Source organism: Marinobacter guineae, assembly GCF_002744735.1.
GTDB classification, from domain to species: domain Bacteria; phylum Pseudomonadota; class Gammaproteobacteria; order Pseudomonadales; family Oleiphilaceae; genus Marinobacter; species Marinobacter guineae.
This window is the reverse complement of the sequence record NZ_KZ319340.1, coordinates 321,116-336,064: the sequence shown is the minus strand read 5'-3', so window position 1 is coordinate 336,064 and position 14,949 is coordinate 321,116. Positions and strand designations below refer to the sequence as shown.

At 57.0% G+C, this 14,949-nt stretch carries 17 protein-coding genes; 16 read left to right on the top strand and 1 reads right to left on the bottom strand.

Annotation, left to right across the window (positions count from 1 at the left end; genetic code table 11):
• Nucleotides 1–14: 14 nt before the first annotated feature.
• Nucleotides 15–1,721 carry a sigma-54-dependent Fis family transcriptional regulator gene (locus CLH62_RS09645; protein WP_099617951.1) on the bottom strand — a complete coding sequence of 569 codons (1,707 nt, stop codon included), beginning with the start codon at nt 1,719–1,721 and terminating at the stop codon, nt 15–17.
• A gap of 384 nt (nt 1,722–2,105) precedes the next feature.
• On the opposite strand from CLH62_RS09645, the gene CLH62_RS09640 reads away from it, so the two are divergent.
• The 16 genes from CLH62_RS09640 to CLH62_RS09565 all read left to right on the top strand — a co-directional run bounded on the left by CLH62_RS09640 (nt 2,106) and on the right by CLH62_RS09565 (nt 14,921).
• On the top strand, nt 2,106–2,366 hold the full coding sequence (locus tag CLH62_RS09640; protein ID WP_099617950.1) for a phenol hydroxylase subunit: 261 nt from the start codon (nt 2,106–2,108) through the stop codon (nt 2,364–2,366).
• A gap of 50 nt (nt 2,367–2,416) precedes the next feature.
• Nucleotides 2,417–3,418, top strand: coding sequence for an aromatic/alkene monooxygenase hydroxylase subunit beta (locus CLH62_RS09635; RefSeq protein ID WP_099617949.1), 1,002 nt, complete (start codon nt 2,417–2,419; stop codon nt 3,416–3,418).
• Nucleotides 3,415–3,684: an MmoB/DmpM family protein gene (locus tag CLH62_RS09630; protein ID WP_099617948.1), complete on the top strand. Its 270-nt coding sequence runs from the start codon at nt 3,415–3,417 to the stop codon at nt 3,682–3,684. The genes CLH62_RS09635 and CLH62_RS09630 overlap by 4 nt, the downstream gene beginning before the upstream one ends.
• A 14-nt stretch (nt 3,685–3,698) precedes the next feature.
• Nucleotides 3,699–5,246 carry an aromatic/alkene/methane monooxygenase hydroxylase/oxygenase subunit alpha gene (locus CLH62_RS09625; RefSeq protein WP_099617947.1) on the top strand — a complete coding sequence of 516 codons (1,548 nt, stop codon included), beginning with the start codon at nt 3,699–3,701 and terminating at the stop codon, nt 5,244–5,246.
• Nucleotides 5,247–5,311: 65 nt separating this feature from the next.
• Nucleotides 5,312–5,671 (top strand): phenol hydroxylase subunit P4, encoded by a 360-nt coding sequence (locus tag CLH62_RS09620; RefSeq protein ID WP_099617946.1) that lies wholly within the window; start codon nt 5,312–5,314, stop codon nt 5,669–5,671.
• Nucleotides 5,672–5,681: 10 nt separating this feature from the next.
• Complete coding sequence (locus CLH62_RS09615) at nt 5,682–6,743, top strand: NADH:ubiquinone reductase (Na(+)-transporting) subunit F (RefSeq protein ID WP_099617945.1); 1,062 nt, start codon at nt 5,682–5,684, stop codon at nt 6,741–6,743.
• Between the two features lie 13 nt (nt 6,744–6,756).
• Nucleotides 6,757–7,092, top strand: a complete 336-nt coding sequence (locus tag CLH62_RS09610; protein ID WP_099617944.1) for a 2Fe-2S iron-sulfur cluster-binding protein — start codon at nt 6,757–6,759, stop codon at nt 7,090–7,092.
• 5 nt (nt 7,093–7,097) lie between these two features.
• Complete coding sequence (locus tag CLH62_RS09605) at nt 7,098–8,021, top strand: catechol 2,3-dioxygenase (protein ID WP_099617943.1); 924 nt, start codon at nt 7,098–7,100, stop codon at nt 8,019–8,021.
• 31 nt (nt 8,022–8,052) lie between these two features.
• The gene (locus CLH62_RS09600; protein ID WP_099617942.1) at nt 8,053–9,513 is read left to right on the top strand and encodes a 2-hydroxymuconic semialdehyde dehydrogenase; all 1,461 of its coding nucleotides are present in this window, start codon (nt 8,053–8,055) and stop codon (nt 9,511–9,513) included.
• Nucleotides 9,514–9,520: 7 nt separating this feature from the next.
• Complete coding sequence (locus tag CLH62_RS09595) at nt 9,521–10,381, top strand: alpha/beta fold hydrolase (RefSeq protein ID WP_099617941.1); 861 nt, start codon at nt 9,521–9,523, stop codon at nt 10,379–10,381.
• Entirely contained in the window at nt 10,381–11,166 is a 786-nt protein-coding gene (dmpE, locus tag CLH62_RS09590; RefSeq protein ID WP_099617940.1) for a 2-oxopent-4-enoate hydratase, read from the top strand. The genes CLH62_RS09595 and dmpE overlap by 1 nt, the downstream gene beginning before the upstream one ends.
• Nucleotides 11,167–11,192: 26 nt before the next feature.
• Nucleotides 11,193–12,128, top strand: a complete 936-nt coding sequence (locus tag CLH62_RS09585; protein ID WP_099617939.1) for an acetaldehyde dehydrogenase (acetylating) — start codon at nt 11,193–11,195, stop codon at nt 12,126–12,128.
• 13 nt (nt 12,129–12,141) lie between these two features.
• Complete coding sequence (dmpG, locus tag CLH62_RS09580) at nt 12,142–13,179, top strand: 4-hydroxy-2-oxovalerate aldolase (protein WP_099617938.1); 1,038 nt, start codon at nt 12,142–12,144, stop codon at nt 13,177–13,179.
• A complete protein-coding gene (gene dmpH / locus CLH62_RS09575; protein WP_099617937.1) occupies nt 13,176–13,970 on the top strand; it encodes a 2-oxo-3-hexenedioate decarboxylase in 795 nt (264 codons plus the stop codon). The genes dmpG and dmpH overlap by 4 nt, the downstream gene beginning before the upstream one ends.
• A 9-nt stretch (nt 13,971–13,979) precedes the next feature.
• Entirely contained in the window at nt 13,980–14,171 is a 192-nt protein-coding gene (locus CLH62_RS09570) for a 2-hydroxymuconate tautomerase (RefSeq protein ID WP_099617936.1), read from the top strand.
• A 255-nt stretch (nt 14,172–14,426) separates the two neighbouring features.
• Nucleotides 14,427–14,921 carry a class III extradiol ring-cleavage dioxygenase family protein gene (locus CLH62_RS09565; protein WP_228152817.1) on the top strand — a complete coding sequence of 165 codons (495 nt, stop codon included), beginning with the start codon at nt 14,427–14,429 and terminating at the stop codon, nt 14,919–14,921.
• The last annotated feature ends 28 nt before the right edge of the window (nt 14,922–14,949 follow it).

The window sequence follows — 14,949 nt, the reverse complement described above, 5'->3', positions numbered from 1 at the left end:
ACCGTTTTCCCCTCTCAGGTTTCGGAAAGAATGCCGGATTTTTTCAGCCTGTAGGCAAGGGCCGGGCGTGTGAGTCCCAGTATTCGGGCTGCTCCGGAAACGTTCTGGCTGGCCTGCTCCATGGCCCTGCGCATAAGCGTTTCTTCCACTTCATCGAGGCTGATCGAATTTCCGAGAATTTGCTCCGCCCAGCCGCTGGCTTTGGACGAGGCGTGCTCCTGCACCACATGCCCCTCGTCATCAACGAACTCATGGGGTTTTTCGGAATGGTTATCCGGAAACACCGCGAACAGTGAGTCCTGGCTGATGGATTCGTTGTTGTCAGTAAGGATTACGCCCCGCTCGATTACGTTTTCAAGCTCCCGAATATTGCCTGGCCAGCGGTAATTCAGGCACAGGGCGAGGGCTTTGTCTGAAAGCCCCAGGGTCCGTTTATTGTATTCCGAGTGGAACTTGTTAAGAAAATGCTCAACCAGTAATGGCAGATCTTCGAGGCGCTCCCGCAATGGCGGAATCTTTACCGGAAAGACATTGAGCCGGTAGTAGAGGTCAGCGCGGAACTTGCCGGTCTCGACTGCCTCGGCAAGACTTTCGTTGGTTGCGGCAATCACCCGCACGTTCACTGATCGCGTGCGATTGTCGCCAACCCGTTCCAGTTCGCCTTCCTGAAGTACTCGCAGCAAGGTTGCCTGAGCTCGAGGTGTCAGTTCTACCACTTCGTCGAGGAAAATGGTGCCGCCATTGGCGCGTTCGAAACGCCCTGGCCGGGACTGGTTTGCGCCGGTATAGGCACCCTTCTCAACGCCAAACAGTTCCGCTTCAATCAGATCTGGCGGTATGGCCGCACAGTTGACGGCAACAAAGGGTTGTTCCGCCCGATCGCTGCGCAGATGAACGCTACGGGCAATAACCTCCTTGCCCACCCCGGTCTCTCCCAGCAAGAGGACGGAGACTTTGCCCAGTGCGGCCTTGTCGATCATTTTGCAGACCTTGTTGTACGACGCCGACTGGCCAATCCCGTAGTACTGTCCCTGCTGCTTCTCAAGACTGCTGCGGAGTGAGCTTACCTGCGACTGCAGATCGTAGAGCTCCTCGATCATAGGGTCTGCTTTGAAATACTGGATAAATTCTTCAGCGTCTTCCCATTCTTCGGCCGGTTTGCCCACGATGTGGCATTTCTCATCTCCGCAGCCGCGACAGGTAACTTCCTTGAAGATGATCTGTCGTCCCATGAACGACGACGTATAAGCGCATGCGTATCCCAGCAGGGACCAGCAGGCGGGCTCGTCCATCTGGCCAAGCTCCGTCTGGCAGATCTCCACCTCAAAGGAGTCAATCCAGTCCAGTTCGCCGTAAAAGCCACCCGTTTCCTGATCGATATCAATCTCGATGGGGACGGCTTTCACCATGCCCTTGAGAGAATGGAGCTGGGGCCCGGCCAGGAATATATCGAGCTCGCTGCAATGAGGGCGGAGCTTGCGGGCAAGCTCGGCATCTCGCAGGCCGGACTGGTAGCCGAGCCGCAGGAAGAAACCTTTTGCCCGCTCAATACCGATGGTGTTGACCATTTCCCGGCGAAACGCTGCCATGGCAGACACCTGCATCAAGAGCATGCGTTGTTCGCCAAACCAGATTTTGCCTTCCGTGCTTTGAAACCGAATCTGTTCCGTAAGATCCTGAAAATCCAAGTATTGCAGCTGTGGCTTATAGCTGATTGCCATGTCAGGAGCCCCGTTTGTTGTTGTATGGGGTGGGGTACGCCCGGAATAAAATTTCAGGGTACAGGCAACAAAAGTTGCTGCTCTATATAACACCTGATGAAAGTCAAAAATCAATCAAATGATGAAAAACTGGCCAATGGTCTGACGGTTTGATGGCAGCTGAGCATTTGCTGAGGTAGTCCTGGGAAGTTGATCAAATAGTAAAAAAGGCCTGGCCTCGCGCTGGCATATTCTTTCGAATGCTTCACTTTTTTCACCTTCCGCGAACAAAATAAATACTTGGAAAACAACAGCCTGAGATCATTCTGTTCGCCCCTCCTCTGAGTTTGGCACACCCGTTGCTCCTCCCCCCTCCAGCCAACAACAAACACAATGGGGCAACCAATGACGACCCAGACTGACGCCAAAACCTTCGATGAGCTGACCCGATACATCCGGGTACGCAGTGAGCCGGGTGACAGGTTCGTGGAATTCGACTTCGCCATTGGCTTTCCGGAGCTGTTCGTCGAGCTCGTCCTGCCGAGAGAAGCCTTCGAAATTTTCTGCAAGCACAACAAAGTTGTGCATATGGACTCCGACATGATCCGCAAAATTGATGAAGACATGGTCAAGTGGCGGTTCGGGGAGCGGGGGCAGCGTTACTAGGCAATATCCGTCAACGTCCAGTTTCACAACAACAAAACGGTAAGGTTGATATGAGTATCGAAATCAAAACCAATTCGGTGGAACCCATCCGCCATACCTATGGCCACATCGCCCGTCGCTTTGGTGACAAGCCGGCTACCCGTTACCAGGAGGCCAGCTACGACATTGAGGCAAAGACCAATTTCCATTACCGCCCGATGTGGGATTCCGAGCACACCCTGAATGATCCCGCGCGCACCGCTATCCGAATGGAGGACTGGTATGCCGTTACCGATCCGCGCCAGTTCTATTACGGCGCTTATGTCGGCAACCGGGCCAAGATGCAGGAAGCGACGGAGAGCAGCTTCGGTTTTTGCGAGAAGCGAAACCTGCTGACACGTCTTCCAGAAGAAACCCGGAAAAAGCTGCTGCGTCTGCTGGTCCCCCTGCGTCACGTTGAGCTCGGCGCCAACATGAATAACAGCAAAATTGCGGGCGACGCCACTGCTACAACCGTAGCGCAGATGCACATCTACACCGGAATGGATCGTCTGGGTATTGGCCAGTACCTGTCACGAATCGCACTGATGATTGATGGCAATACCGGTGCGGGTCTGGACGAGTCCAAGGGCTACTGGATGGATGACAATCTGTGGCAGCCCATGCGCAAACTGGTCGAAGACACCCTGGTTGTTGATGACTGGTTTGAGCTGACCCTCGTTCAGAACATTCTTATGGATGGCATTTTGTACCCACTGGTCTACGACAAGATGGATCAATGGCTGGAAGGGCAGGGTGCTGAAGATGTCTCCATGCTCACCGAATTCATGCGTGACTGGTACAAGGAGTCGCTGCGCTGGACCAACGCCATGGTGAAAGTCGTGGCCGGTGAAAGTGACGCCAACCGCGAAATGCTCCAGAAGTGGATCGATACCTGGGAGCCGCAGGTCTACGACGCCCTCAAACCACTGGCACAAGCCTCTGTTGGCATTGAAGCACTGGATGAAGCCCGCGCAGAACTTGCCGCCCGCCTTAAGAAATGCAGCCTGCAAAGCCAGGGAGTATCCGCATGAGTCAGCTCGTATTTATTGCTTTTCAGGACAACGACAACGCCCGCTATCTGGCGGAAGCCATCATGGAAGACAACCCGGAAGCCGAATTGCAGCACCAGCCGGCAATGATCCGGATCCAGGCAGAAAAGCGCCTGGTGATCAATCGGGAAACCATGGAAGAGAAGCTCGGCCGGGACTGGGATGTTCAGGAAATGCTCATTGATGTGATCAGTATCGGCGGCAACGTCGACGAAGACGATGACCACTTCATTCTTCAGTGGAAATAATCGGGAGAACTTTCATGGCTGTTAAAAACAAGAAATTGAATCTGAAAGACAAGTACCAGTATCTGACCCGGGACATGTCCTGGGAGCCGACCTATCAGAAAAAAGAAGATATCTACCCGGAAGAGCGGTTCGAGGGCATCAAGATTACTGATTGGGCCCAGTGGGAGGATCCGTTCCGCCTGACCATGGACGCCTACTGGAAATACCAGGCCGAGAAAGAGAAAAAGCTGTATGCCATTTTCGATGCCTTTGCCCAGAATAATGGCCACCAGAACATTTCAGACGCCCGTTACGTAAACGCGTTGAAGCTGTTCCTGAGTGGTGTGTCTCCCCTGGAGCATGCTGCTTTCCAGGGTTATGCGAAGGTGGGACGTCAGTTCAGTGGTGCCGGTGCCCGGGTGGCCTGCCAGATGCAGGCGATTGACGAGCTGCGTCATTCCCAGACCCAACAGCACGCCATGAGTCACTACAACAAGCATTTCAACGGTCTGCATGATGCTGCACACATGCACGACCGGGTGTGGTTCCTGTCTGTGCCCAAGTCTTTCTTCGACGATGCCCGCTCTGCTGGCCCGTTTGAGTTCCTGACGGCGATCTCATTCTCCTTCGAGTATGTGTTGACCAACCTCTTGTTTGTTCCGTTCATGTCCGGCGCCGCCTACAACGGCGACATGGCCACCGTTACCTTCGGCTTCTCGGCCCAGTCTGATGAAGCACGGCACATGACCCTTGGCCTTGAAGTCATCAAGTTCATCCTCGAACAGCATGAAGACAACGTGCCCATTGTCCAGAAGTGGATCGACAAGTGGTTCTGGCGCGGTTTCCGGCTGCTGAGCCTGGTGGGCATGATGATGGACTACATGCTGCCTAATCGGGTCATGTCCTGGGCCGAGGCCTGGGAGGTGTACTACGAGCAGAACGGCGGCGCCCTGTTCAAGGACCTGGAACGCTATGGCATTCGCCCGCCAAAGTACCAGGACATCGCCAACGATGCCAAGAACCATGTAAGCCACCAGGCCTGGGCCACCTTCTACCAGTATGGTCATGCCACCAACTTCCACACCTGGATGCCGGAGAAGGAAGAGCTGGACTGGCTGTCCGAGAAGTACCCGGACACCTTCGACAAATACTACCGTCCGCGCTTCGAGCACTGGGCGAAGGAGCATGCCGAAGGTCGCCGCTTCTACAACAACACGCTGCCACAGCTGTGTCAGGTCTGCCAGATCCCGACCATTTTCACGGAAAAGGATGATCCGACCATGCTCAGCCACCGCCAGATCGAGCACGAGGGTGAGCGCTATCACTTCTGCTCTGATGGTTGCTGCGACATCTTCAAGGACGAGCCGGAAAAGTATGTGCAGGCCTGGTTGCCGGTACACCAGATCTACCAGGGCAACTGTGAAGGTGGAGACGTTGAGACGGTGGTGCAGAAGTACTACCACATCAACATCGGCGAGGACAATTTCGAGTACATCGGGTCTCCGGATCACAAACGCTGGCTGTCGATCAAGGGCAAGTCAACTGATGAGAAGGCAGAAAACGCCAACAAAGACGCAGCCTGATCCGGGATGCGCCCGGTGTTACCTGCACCGGGCGTTTCACCCACAAAAACAACAAGGTGACCATTATGAGTGTTAACGCTTTATACGATTACAAGTTTGAACCCCGCGACAAGGTTGAGAACTTCCACGGCATGCAGCTGCTGTACCTCTACTGGCCTCATCACCTGATGTACTGCTCGCCGTTCGCTTTTCTGGTGCAGCCAGACATGACCTTCGGTGCCTTTATTGAAGAGGTTCTGAAGCCGGCGGTAGCGGCCCATCCGGAAGCGAACAAAGCCAGTTTCCTGGATGCACAGTGGCAATTGAATGGTGAGCCGTTCACCCCGGATGCGTCGGCCTCGCTCAAGGACAGCGGTATCGATCACAAGAGCATGCTGACCGTGACCACCCCTGAGCTGAACGGCATCGCCGGCTCTGCATCCTGAGGTAAGCGCCATGAGTCACACCGTTACTATCGAGCCCATTGGCGAACAGATCGAAGTGGAAGATGGCCAGACCATCCTTCAGGCGGCGCTTCGCCAGGGTGTCTGGCTGCCCTTTGCGTGCGGCCATGGCACCTGCGCGACCTGCAAGGTCCAGGTACTGGAGGGTGATGTTGAAATTGGTGATGCCTCGCCCTTTGCCCTGATGGATATCGAACGTGACGAGGGCAAGGTTCTGGCCTGCTGCGCCACGGTTGAAAGCGATGTCACCATTGAAGCGGACATTGATGTGGACCCGGATTTTGAGGGCTATCCGGTTGAGGACTATGCCGCCACCGTAACCGACATTGTCGAGCTGTCGCCAACCATCAAGGGATTGCATCTGAAGCTGGACCGGCCGATGACCTTCCAGGCGGGCCAGTACATCAACATCGAATTGCCCGGTGTGGATGGCGCCCGCGCTTTTTCTCTGGCCAATCCACCTGGCAAGGCAGACGAAGTGGAACTGCATGTGCGCATGGTTGAGGGCGGTGCTGCGACCACCTACATCCATGAACAGCTGAAAGCCGGCGATGAACTGAACCTGTCAGGCCCCTATGGCCAGTTCTTCGTGCGTAGTTCCCAACCCGGCGATCTGATTTTCATCGCCGGCGGATCCGGGCTTTCCAGTCCTCAGTCGATGATTCTGGACCTGCTGGAGCAGAACGATGATCGCAGGATTGTGCTGTTTCAGGGCGCCCGTAACCTGGCTGAGCTGTACAACCGGGAGCTGTTTGAAGCCCTTGACCGGGACCACGACAACTTCACCTACGTACCGGCACTGAGCCAGGCGGAGGACGACGCCGACTGGCAGGGCTTCCGTGGTTATGTCCATGAGGCGGCCAAAGAGTACTTCGACGGTCGATTCGCCGGTAACAAGGCTTACCTTTGCGGCCCCCCTCCCATGATCGATGCGGCTATCACCGCACTGATGCAAGGGCGGTTATTCGAGCGCGACATTTTCATGGAGAAGTTCCTGACAGCGGCAGACGGTGCTGAAGAAACGCAGCGCTCGGCCCTGTTCAAGAAGATCTGACCGGAGGTAGACCATGGGCAGAGGGTTCCAGGTAACCAACCGGACAACCGGGGACAGCTTTGCCTGCGGTGACGGGCAGAGTGTTCTCAAAGCCATGGAACAACAGGGCTTCAAGTGCGTGCCCGTGGGCTGCCGGGGCGGCGGCTGCGGCTACTGCAAGATCAAGGTGGTCGAGGGCGATTTCGAGTGCGGAAAGATGAGCAAGGCGCACGTTCCGCCCGAGGCCATCGAGCAGGGGGAAGTGCTGGCTTGCCGGATCTATCCCCTGACTGACCTGATTATTGAGTGTCTGCCGCAACCGGCGGCGGGCCTCGCGAGCAAGCAAACAACAACAAAAGCGTTGAGGTAACTGTCATGAAAAAAGGTGTAATGCGTCCCGGCCACGTTCAGATCCGTGTTCTCGATATGGATGAAGCCGTTAAACACTACACGGATCTTCTGGGTCTGATTGAAACCGACCGCGACGACCAGGGCCGTGTGTATCTGAAGGCCTGGACTGAGGTCGACAAATTCTCTGTGGTTCTGGTTCAGGCCGACGAGCCTGGCTGCGATTTCATGGGCTTCAAGGTGGTGGACGAAGCCGCCCTGAACCAGTTGGAAAAAGACCTTGTGGATTACGGTGTTGAGGTTGAGCAGGTACCGGCGGAAGAGCTGAAAGACTGCGGTCGTCGTGTTCGCTTTACTGTGCCCTCCGGTCATGCCTTTGAGCTTTATGCTGACAAGAAGTACACCGGCAAGTGGGGCGTATCCAGCGTCAACCCGGAAGCCTGGCCCCGTGGCCTGCAAGGCATGAAAGCCGTGCGTTTTGACCACTGCCTGTTCTACGGCCCTGAGTTGGCGGCCGTCTACGATATCTTTGTGAACGTATTGGGCTTCCATCTGGCGGAACAGGTGTTGGACCCTGAAGGCACTCGGGTAGCGCAGTTCCTGACTGTCTCAATGAAGGAACACGACGTGGCCTTCATTCATCACGAAGAGAAGGGCAAGTTCCACCACGCTTCCTTCTACCTGGACACCTGGGAAGCCGTACTGCGAGCGGCGGATCTGATCTCCATGACGGATACCTCCATCGATATTGGCCCGACCCGCCACGGTCTGACCCACGGGCAGACCATCTACTTTTTCGACCCGTCCGGTAACCGCAACGAAGTGTTCTGTGGCGGTGATTACCACTACCCGGACCATAAGCCGGTTACCTGGAAAGCGGAAGACCTCGGCAAAGCGATTTTCTACCACGATCGCGTGCTGAACGAACGCTTCCTGACGGTATTGACCTAACCCGACACTGGTTCAACAGGACTAAGCAGCAATGAAAGACATCAAGCACTACATCAACGGGCATTACGTTGGCTCAGCCAGTGGCAAGCTGTTCGATAACGTCAATCCCGCCAACGGCAAGGTGATCAGCAAGGTCCACGAAGCCGGAAGGGAAGAGGTTGACGCCGCAGTGCAGGCCGCCAAGGCCGCATTGCGGGGCCCCTGGGGCAAGATGACCCTGGAGCAGCGTACCGCCATTCTCCACAAGGTGGCGGATGGTATTAATGCCCGTTTTGATGAGTTCCTGGAAGCGGAATGCCTCGATACCGGCAAGCCGAAATCCCTGGCCAGCCACATCGACATTCCCCGGGGCGCCGCCAACTTCAAAGTGTTCGCGGACATGATCAAGAATGTTCCGACCGAATCTTTTGAAATGCCCACGCCGGATGGCACCGGTGCACTGAATTATGCCGTACGCCGTCCCAAGGGTGTGGTTGGCGTGATCAGCCCCTGGAACCTGCCACTGCTGCTGATGACCTGGAAGGTCGGGCCGGCCCTGGCCTGCGGCAATACGGTGGTGGTCAAACCTTCGGAAGAAACCCCGACCACCACCGCCCTTCTGGGCGAAGTGATGAAAGACGCCGGTGTTCCAGACGGTGTCTACAACGTGGTGCATGGTTTCGGTGGTGATTCCGCCGGTGCCTACCTCACCGAGCATCCACTGGTCGATGGTTTCACCTTTACCGGCGAAACCGGTACCGGTGAGGTCATTATGAAAGCGGCAGCCAAGGGCATCCGGGATATTTCCCTGGAGCTCGGTGGCAAGAATGCTGGCCTGGTGTTCGCGGACTGCGATATGGACAAGGCCATCGAGGGCACCATGCGTTCGGCCTTCGCCAACTGTGGCCAGGTGTGCCTGGGTACTGAGCGGGTTTACGTTGAGCGTTCGATCTTTGACGAGTTCGTCGGCCGACTGAAAGAAGCGGCGGAAGGCCTGAAAATCGGCCCGCCAGACGATGCGGAAGCCAATATGGGACCGCTGGTCAGCCTCAAGCATCGTGAAAAAGTCCTTTCCTACTACCAGAAAGCCGTGGATGACGGGGCAACTGTCGTGACCGGTGGCGGCGTTCCGGACATGCCGGCAGAACTGGCCGGCGGTGCCTGGGTTCAACCCACCATCTGGACCGGCCTGGCAGATGACTCGGCGGTGGTTACCGATGAGATATTCGGTCCCTGCTGCCATATCCGCCCCTTCGATACCGAAGAGGAAGCCATCCAGTTGGCTAACAGTCTGCCGTATGGCCTGGCCTCTGCGATCTGGAGTGAGAACATCACCCGGGCGCACCGGGTCGCAGGTCAGATTGAAGCCGGGATTATCTGGGTGAACAGCTGGTTCCTGAGGGACCTTCGCACCCCTTTCGGCGGCAGCAAACAGTCCGGCATCGGGCGTGAGGGTGGCGTTCACTCCCTGGAGTTCTACACCGAAATGAAGAACATCTGCATCAAATTGTGAGGTAGCCATGAATGCCACAGTAAACAGCCCGGAGATCGGGCGTGAGATTACCGCTGCCGGCTACCGGACCAATCTGCATGATCATGGTGAGGGCGGTTTTCCCCTGATGATGATCCACGGCTCCGGTCCGGGTGTGACTGCCTGGGCTAATTGGCGATTGGTAATTCCGGAGCTGGCGAAGCATCGCCGTGTGATCGCGCCGGATATGCTTGGCTTCGGTTACAGCGAGCGCCCGGAAGATCAAATCTACAACCGTGAGCGCTGGGTGAAGCATGCCATCGGTGTTCTTGATGAACTGGGGCTGGAGAAGGTTGACCTGGTTGGTAACTCCTTTGGTGGCGGTCTTGCCCTGGCACTTGCCATTGAGCACCCCCAGCGTGTGCGGCGGCTGGTTCTGATGGGGTCGGTGGGTGTCAGTTTCCCGATCACCAAAGGTCTGGATGAAGTCTGGGGCTATCAGCCCTCGCTGGAAACCATGCGCCGGTTGATGGATGTATTCGCGTTCAACAAAAGCCTGCTGACCGAGGAGCTGGCGGAAATGCGCTATCAGGCCAGTATCCGTCCGGGCTTCCAGGAATCGTTTGCCGCCATGTTCCCGGCACCGCGCCAGCGCTGGGTCGACAACCTGGCGAGCAATGAAGAAGACATCCGGGCACTGCCCCACGAGACCCTGATCCTCCATGGCCGCGAAGATGAAGTGATTCCCCTGGAGGCCTCACTCAAGCTGGCTGAGCTGATCGATCGTGCCCAGTTGCACGTGTTCGGCCGCTGCGGCCACTGGACCCAGATTGAACATGCCGACCGTTTCGCCCGGCTGGTCAACGACTTTCTGAACGAAGCCGATCAAGCGGCGGAAGGAGCAAAATAATGAAGAAGACACGAATTCAGGCGCTTGGTGATGAGCTTTATCAGGCTATGCTGAGCCGGGAGGCGGTAGAGCCGCTGACCAGCCGGGGAGAGGACATCAGCATCGACGATGCCTACCACATTTCCCTGCGCATGCTCGAACGACGTCTCGCAGACGGGGCTTCCATCATTGGCAAGAAGATCGGTGTTACCAGTAAAGCCGTGCAAAACATGCTCAACGTTCACCAGCCAGACTTCGGCTATCTGACCGACGACATGGTGTTCAACAGCGGCGAAGTCATGCCCATCAGCGATCGTCTGATTGCACCCAGAGCGGAGGGTGAAATCGCCTTCATTCTGAAGAAGGATCTGATCGGACCGGGCATCACCAACGCCGATGTACTGGCTGCCACGGAGTGCGTCATGCCCTGCTTCGAGATTGTCGATTCTCGCATCCGCGACTGGAAGATTGCCATTCAGGACACGGTGGCCGACAACGCCTCCTGCGGCCTGTTTGTACTGGGTGATCAGGCGGTGTCTCCCCGCAAGGTGGATCTGGTGACCTGCGGCATGGTGGTAGAGAAAAACGGCAGTGTACTCAGCGCCGGTGCCGGCGCGGCAGCGCTGGGCTCGCCAGTGAATTGCGTGACCTGGCTGGCCAACACGCTGGGTGAATTCGGCATTGCCCTGAAGGCGGGCGAGGTGATTCTGTCTGGCTCTCTGGTGCCGCTGGAGCCGGTCAAGGCGGGTGATTCCATGCGTGTTGATATCGGTGGCATCGGTAGCGCCTCGGTGCGTTTTGCCTGATCGAAAAGAACAGTGAGGAATAGGCTATGAGCAAAAAACTGAAAGCAGCCATCATTGGCTCGGGCAACATCGGCACCGACCTGATGATCAAGATCCTGCGCAATGGCAAGAACATAGAGATGGGTGCCATGGTGGGCATCGATCCTGAATCCGACGGCCTGGCCCGTGCCGCCCGCATGGGTGTGGCCACCACCCACGAAGGCGTGGACGGCCTGGTGAAAATGCCGGAATTCGCCGACATCGACATTGTCTTTGATGCCACCTCCGCCAAGGCCCATATGCATAATGAAGTGTTCCTGCGCGGCCACAAAGAGAACATCAAGATCATCGATATGACGCCGGCGGCCATTGGTCCCTACTGTGTGCCGGTGGTGAACCTGGAGCAACAGCTCCAGGAAGGCAACGTCAACATGGTCACCTGTGGCGGCCAGGCCACCATTCCCATGGTGGCGGCGGTTTCACGAGTGGCCAAGGCCCATTACGCCGAGATTGTGGCGTCGATCTCCAGCAAGTCGGCCGGCCCGGGCACCCGCGCCAACATTGACGAGTTTACCGAAACCACCTCCCGGGCCATCGAAGTGGTGGGCGGCGCCCAGAAGGGCAAGGCCATTATTATTCTGAACCCGGCCGAGCCACCGCTGCTGATGCGGGATACCGTCTACGTACTTTCGGATGCCGCAGACAAAGCGGAAGTGGAAGCGTCCGTCGAGGAGATGGTCAAGGCCGTGAACAGCTATGTGCCGGGCTACCGCCTGAAACAGAAAGTGCAGTTTGACGACATTCCGGCGGATCAGCCCATGAACGTCCCGGGCCTGGGCCGCTTCAGCGGCCTGAAGACCTCCATCTTCCTGGAAGTGGAAGGCGCCGCCCATTACCTCCCGGCCTACGCCGGCAACCTGGACATCATGACCTCTGCAGCACTGGGCACCGCCGAGCGCATTGCCGAATCGCTGGTCAACTGAGGAGGAACGAACAATGACTTTTAATCCCGGCAAGAAACTCTACATCTCCGACGTGACCCTGCGGGACGGCAGCCACGCCATCCGGCACCAGTACTCCATCAAGAACGTGCAGAACATTGCCCGTGCTCTGGACAAGGCCAGGGTGGACTCCATCGAAGTGGCCCACGGTGACGGCCTTCAGGGCTCCAGCTTCAACTACGGCTTCGGCGCCCACACCGATCTGGAATGGATTGAAGCCGTGGCCGAAGTGGTGACTCACGCCAAGATCGCTACCCTGCTGCTGCCGGGTATTGGTACCGTTCACGATCTGGACAACGCCTACAACGCGGGCGCCCGCATTGTACGGGTGGCCACCCATTGCACCGAGGCGGATGTGTCCAGGCAGCACATCGAACACGCAAGAAAACTGGGCATGGATACTGTGGGCTTCCTGATGATGAGTCACATGCAGACGCCACAGGGCCTGGCGGAACAGGCGAAGCTGATGGAAGACTACGGCGCCACCTGCCTGTACGTGGTGGACTCGGGCGGTGCCATGAACATGAACGACATCCGCGACCGCTTCCGGGCGCTCAAGGATGTGCTCAAGCCGGAAACCCAGACCGGCATGCACGCTCACCACAACCTCGCCCTGGGTGTGGCCAATTCCATTGTTGCCGTCGAAGAAGGCTGCGACCGGATTGATGCCTCGCTGGCGGGCATGGGTGCCGGTGCCGGTAATGCGCCGCTGGAAGTGTGTGTCGCCGCCTTCGACAAGATGGGCTGGGAACACGGCACTGACGTCTATGCCCTGATGGACGCCGCCGACGATATCGTTCGGCCCCTGCAGGATCGCCCGGTGCGGGTGGACCGCGAAACCCTGGCGCTGGGTTATGCCGGTGTTTACTCCAGCTTCCTGCGCCACTCTGAAGTGGCGGCGCAGAAGTACGGGCTAAAGACCGTGGATATTCTGGTTGAGCTTGGCCGCCGCCGCATGGTGGGTGGCCAGGAAGACATGATTGTGGATGTGGCGCTGGATCTGCTGGCCGCCCAGAAGGAGCAAAACGCATGAGTAAGACATTGAGCCGTGAGCAGATGCTGGCCCTGGCCGAACACGTGGAAAACGCCGAACTGCAGGCCCATGACATTACCAAGGTCACCAATGATTACCCGGATATGACCTTCGAGGATGCCTACGACGTTCAATGGGAAATTCGCCGCCGCAAGGAAGAACGGGGCAACAAGATCGTTGGCATGAAAATGGGGCTGACGTCCTGGGCCAAGATGGCCCAGATGGGCGTGGAGACGCCGATCTATGGCTTCCTGGCGGATTACTTCAGCGTCCCTGACGGTGGTGTGGTCAACACCAAAGAACTGATCCATCCGAAAATCGAAGCCGAGATTGCCTTTGTCACCAAGGCGCCTCTCAAAGGGCCGGGCTGCCACATCGGCCAGGTTCTGGCGGCGACTGACTTCGTTATACCGGCCGTCGAAGTGATCGATTCACGCTATGAGAACTTCAAGTTCGACCTGGTGAGTGTGGTAGCGGACAACGCCTCATCCACCCGGTTCATCACCGGCGGGCAGATGGCCGATGTTGCCGATGTGGACCTGAAAACCCTGGGTGTCGTGGTTGAGAAGAACGGCGAGGTTGTCGACGTGGGCGCCGGTGCAGCTGTGCTGGGCCATCCGGCCTCGAGTGTCGCCATGCTGGCAAACCTGCTGGCGGAGCGGGGTGAACACATTCCGGCTGGAACCTTCATCATGACCGGTGGTATTACCGCCGCAATTGCCGTTGAACCGGGTGACAACATCACTGTTCGTTACCAGGGCCTGGGCACAGTATCCGCCCGTTTTGAATAAGGAGGCTCTATGCCTGTTGCACAGATTAACATTCTGGAAGGCCGGTCTGATGAGCAGAAGGAAATGCTCATCAGAGAGGTAACTGATGCGATTTCACGCTCACTAAGTGCGCCTGCAGAAAACGTTCGGATCATCATCACAGAAATGCCCAGGCAACACTTCGGTATTGGTGGGCAGTCGGTCAAAAAACTGGGGCGATAGCGCCCCGTTCATTTGGCCGGTTATTTCCATTGCGGCCCGACGGGAGGCTTTGTGTCAAAATTGCCCGTGTTATACATCTCCTGTGACAGAGGCGCGCTCTCAGGCCCCCTACGCCAGCCTCGCCTCCGTCGTCTTATAGGACAGGATCTGCCTGTCGGCAGTGTTGCTTTCATAACATCGAGAGCGGGGGCGGAACAGCCTGAGATTTTCCATCAATGCGGTCAGGGGCTTCTTGCGGAGCGTTTGCAATTGCTTATGGCTGAGCGGGAATTTGACGTTGCCATTGCTGGCAGCCGTAGTCCCGCACTGCATGTGCTGGCAGAAAGCATGATAGGCCTGGCGCCGGACGAAGTTATCGAACTCAGGCTGAATACCGGGATGACCAGTGACAGCTATCGGCAGATTGGTCGTTGTCTGGAAGCGCTTCGGGATCAGGGGGTGTTGCTGATCTGCCTGGATCAGAAGGACACCGGGGCAGGGGAGATTACTCATCACCAGCCCCACGATGCCTCTATCCGAAATCTTATTCAGCAGTGGGAGCATGAACAGCTCTGGCTTCAGGCCATGTCACGATCCAATCTTGTTGGTCGCCGGAAAACACCGGTTCGGGATACCCCTGTGGCGGATCCAACCCTGTGCGTGCTGAACACGGCCTTCAGCCTCGGTGGTCTCAAGGCACCCCAGCGGGTATTCGGTTTTTCACTGAATGAAGGTCGCCAGTCACTCGCCGGTTACGGCTGGATGCAATAAACTGCGGAAAACACAAAGGGTTCCGTAG

Coding starts and splice junctions, on each gene's coding strand:
- dmpH (WP_099617937.1), top strand. CDS start 13,176: ATGAGTAAGACATTGAGCCGTGAGCAGATGCTGGCCCTGGCCGAACAC.
- CLH62_RS09565 (WP_228152817.1), top strand. CDS start 14,427: ATGGCTGAGCGGGAATTTGACGTTGCCATTGCTGGCAGCCGTAGTCCC.
- CLH62_RS09570 (WP_099617936.1), top strand. CDS start 13,980: ATGCCTGTTGCACAGATTAACATTCTGGAAGGCCGGTCTGATGAGCAG.
- CLH62_RS09635 (WP_099617949.1), top strand. CDS start 2,417: ATGAGTATCGAAATCAAAACCAATTCGGTGGAACCCATCCGCCATACC.
- CLH62_RS09605 (WP_099617943.1), top strand. CDS start 7,098: ATGAAAAAAGGTGTAATGCGTCCCGGCCACGTTCAGATCCGTGTTCTC.
- CLH62_RS09645 (WP_099617951.1), bottom strand. CDS start 1,721: ATGGCAATCAGCTATAAGCCACAGCTGCAATACTTGGATTTTCAGGAT.
- dmpE (WP_099617940.1), top strand. CDS start 10,381: ATGAAGAAGACACGAATTCAGGCGCTTGGTGATGAGCTTTATCAGGCT.
- CLH62_RS09630 (WP_099617948.1), top strand. CDS start 3,415: ATGAGTCAGCTCGTATTTATTGCTTTTCAGGACAACGACAACGCCCGC.
- CLH62_RS09620 (WP_099617946.1), top strand. CDS start 5,312: ATGAGTGTTAACGCTTTATACGATTACAAGTTTGAACCCCGCGACAAG.
- CLH62_RS09610 (WP_099617944.1), top strand. CDS start 6,757: ATGGGCAGAGGGTTCCAGGTAACCAACCGGACAACCGGGGACAGCTTT.
- CLH62_RS09615 (WP_099617945.1), top strand. CDS start 5,682: ATGAGTCACACCGTTACTATCGAGCCCATTGGCGAACAGATCGAAGTG.
- CLH62_RS09600 (WP_099617942.1), top strand. CDS start 8,053: ATGAAAGACATCAAGCACTACATCAACGGGCATTACGTTGGCTCAGCC.
- CLH62_RS09640 (WP_099617950.1), top strand. CDS start 2,106: ATGACGACCCAGACTGACGCCAAAACCTTCGATGAGCTGACCCGATAC.
- CLH62_RS09595 (WP_099617941.1), top strand. CDS start 9,521: ATGAATGCCACAGTAAACAGCCCGGAGATCGGGCGTGAGATTACCGCT.
- CLH62_RS09625 (WP_099617947.1), top strand. CDS start 3,699: ATGGCTGTTAAAAACAAGAAATTGAATCTGAAAGACAAGTACCAGTAT.
- dmpG (WP_099617938.1), top strand. CDS start 12,142: ATGACTTTTAATCCCGGCAAGAAACTCTACATCTCCGACGTGACCCTG.
- CLH62_RS09585 (WP_099617939.1), top strand. CDS start 11,193: ATGAGCAAAAAACTGAAAGCAGCCATCATTGGCTCGGGCAACATCGGC.